The 1,430-nt window shown below is 53.8% G+C and carries 1 protein-coding gene and 1 pseudogene; both read left to right on the forward strand.

The genetic code is table 11. The features are described from left to right. Positions 1-447, forward strand: a pseudogene (locus LX81_RS23090) (integrase core domain-containing protein); the annotation flags it as partial. 211 nt (positions 448-658) lie between these two features. Further along, positions 659-1,324: a pyridoxamine 5'-phosphate oxidase family protein gene (locus LX81_RS21780; RefSeq protein WP_234822804.1), complete on the forward strand. Its 666-nt coding sequence runs from the start codon at positions 659-661 to the stop codon at positions 1,322-1,324. Positions 1,325-1,430 lie beyond the last annotated feature (106 nt).

Below are 1,430 nucleotides of genomic sequence, written 5' to 3' on the forward strand. Positions count from 1 at the left end.
GCGCTTCAGCTCCATGCTATGGCTGCGGTGTCGTCTCGGCATCGGCCGTCTCCCTCGGATGAGCCCGGACCTGTCAATCCATGCCTGAAATCCTGTCCAACTCGAGGGCCGTACTTAACAGCCTGGGCCAGTTTACCGGGTCAGGACCCGGCCATAACCTATTCGCAGCGCTCGTTCCCGACGTGCTACGAGACCGAATTCGTCAGCCGGGACCTTGATCTCTGGGCCTATGCCAACGACGTCACGCTGGACTTCTCGCGGCCCGGCAAGCCGACGGACAACGGCTACAGCGAGGCCTTCAACGGCAAGCTTCGGTCGGAGTGCCTGAACGCCCACTGGTTCATGGATCTTGCCGAGGCCCGTGAAAAGCTGGAAGCTTGGCGTAGCGACTACAGCGAGGCCAGACCGCACAGCGCGATCGGATACAAAGTCCCGATCTACCTGCACATTCCCGGTGGTACAGCCAGCCCGCTACAGTGCTCCAAGCCGGAAACTCTAGCCGGTGGCGATCTAGGATTAGGGAGCGGAGCAGAAGCCGGAAAACTCTGCTTTTGGACGGATCAAGGTTTGGGGGTAGGGCAGGAGCAACTGCAATCCGGTCACGGCGGGATGAAAGTTCAGTGGTAGGTCAGTTAACTTACCAGCAAGGGATAAAAACATGGCTAAGACGAAAATGACATCCTATAAACCTTCGCCTGAGTACATCATATCTAATGAAAGCGAACTACGATCCTTGTTCCCGCCCACCCATGATTTAGCTATTAAAAAAGTGCAGAGCTATATTGATGAGCACGCGCGGGCTTTCATTGAAAGAAGCCCGTTTGTCTGCATAGGCACGCAAGGTAATGAGGGCAAAGCGGATGTCAGCCCACGCGGCGATCCTGCTGGTTTTGTCGAGATCATTGACGACAAGACACTGGCGATCCCTGACAGACCCGGCAACAATCGCCTCGATAGCTTATCAAATATTGTCGTGAACCCCCATGTGGGTCTATTGTTTGTCATACCCGGTTTTGACGATACGATGCGTGTAAACGGCAAGGCAACATTGGTAGTAGATCCTACTCTTCTCGAAAGCCTTTCAGTAGATGGCCGCCTACCCAAATTGGCGATTGTGGTCGAGGTTCAAACAGTTTTCATCCACTGCGCAAAGGCTTTTCGTCGATCACATCTGTGGAATCCCGATCACTATCAAGATCGAAGTAAGCTGCCTTCCCTTATGAAGATTGCTTTGGATGCCACAAATGCCGCCCCGAGCGACAAGGGGGAATTGGATAGGTTGAATGAGGCATTGGAGGACGGCTACCAAAAGACGTTATACTAAACCGACTCGTTTTAGGCTCAGGACCCATTGATTGACGACGTTGGTCGTGATTCAGGCTCCGCGAGGAGACAACATGCATGAGCAACCTGTTTTGGCTGACCGAGGC

The organism is Palleronia aestuarii, assembly GCF_003253995.1.
Classification (GTDB): domain Bacteria; phylum Pseudomonadota; class Alphaproteobacteria; order Rhodobacterales; family Rhodobacteraceae; genus Palleronia; species Palleronia aestuarii.

What these genes read in the sequence shown, in the direction of transcription:
- LX81_RS21780 (WP_234822804.1), top strand. Translation starts at nt 659, where the DNA reads ATGGCTAAGACGAAAATGACATCCTATAAACCTTCGCCTGAGTACATC.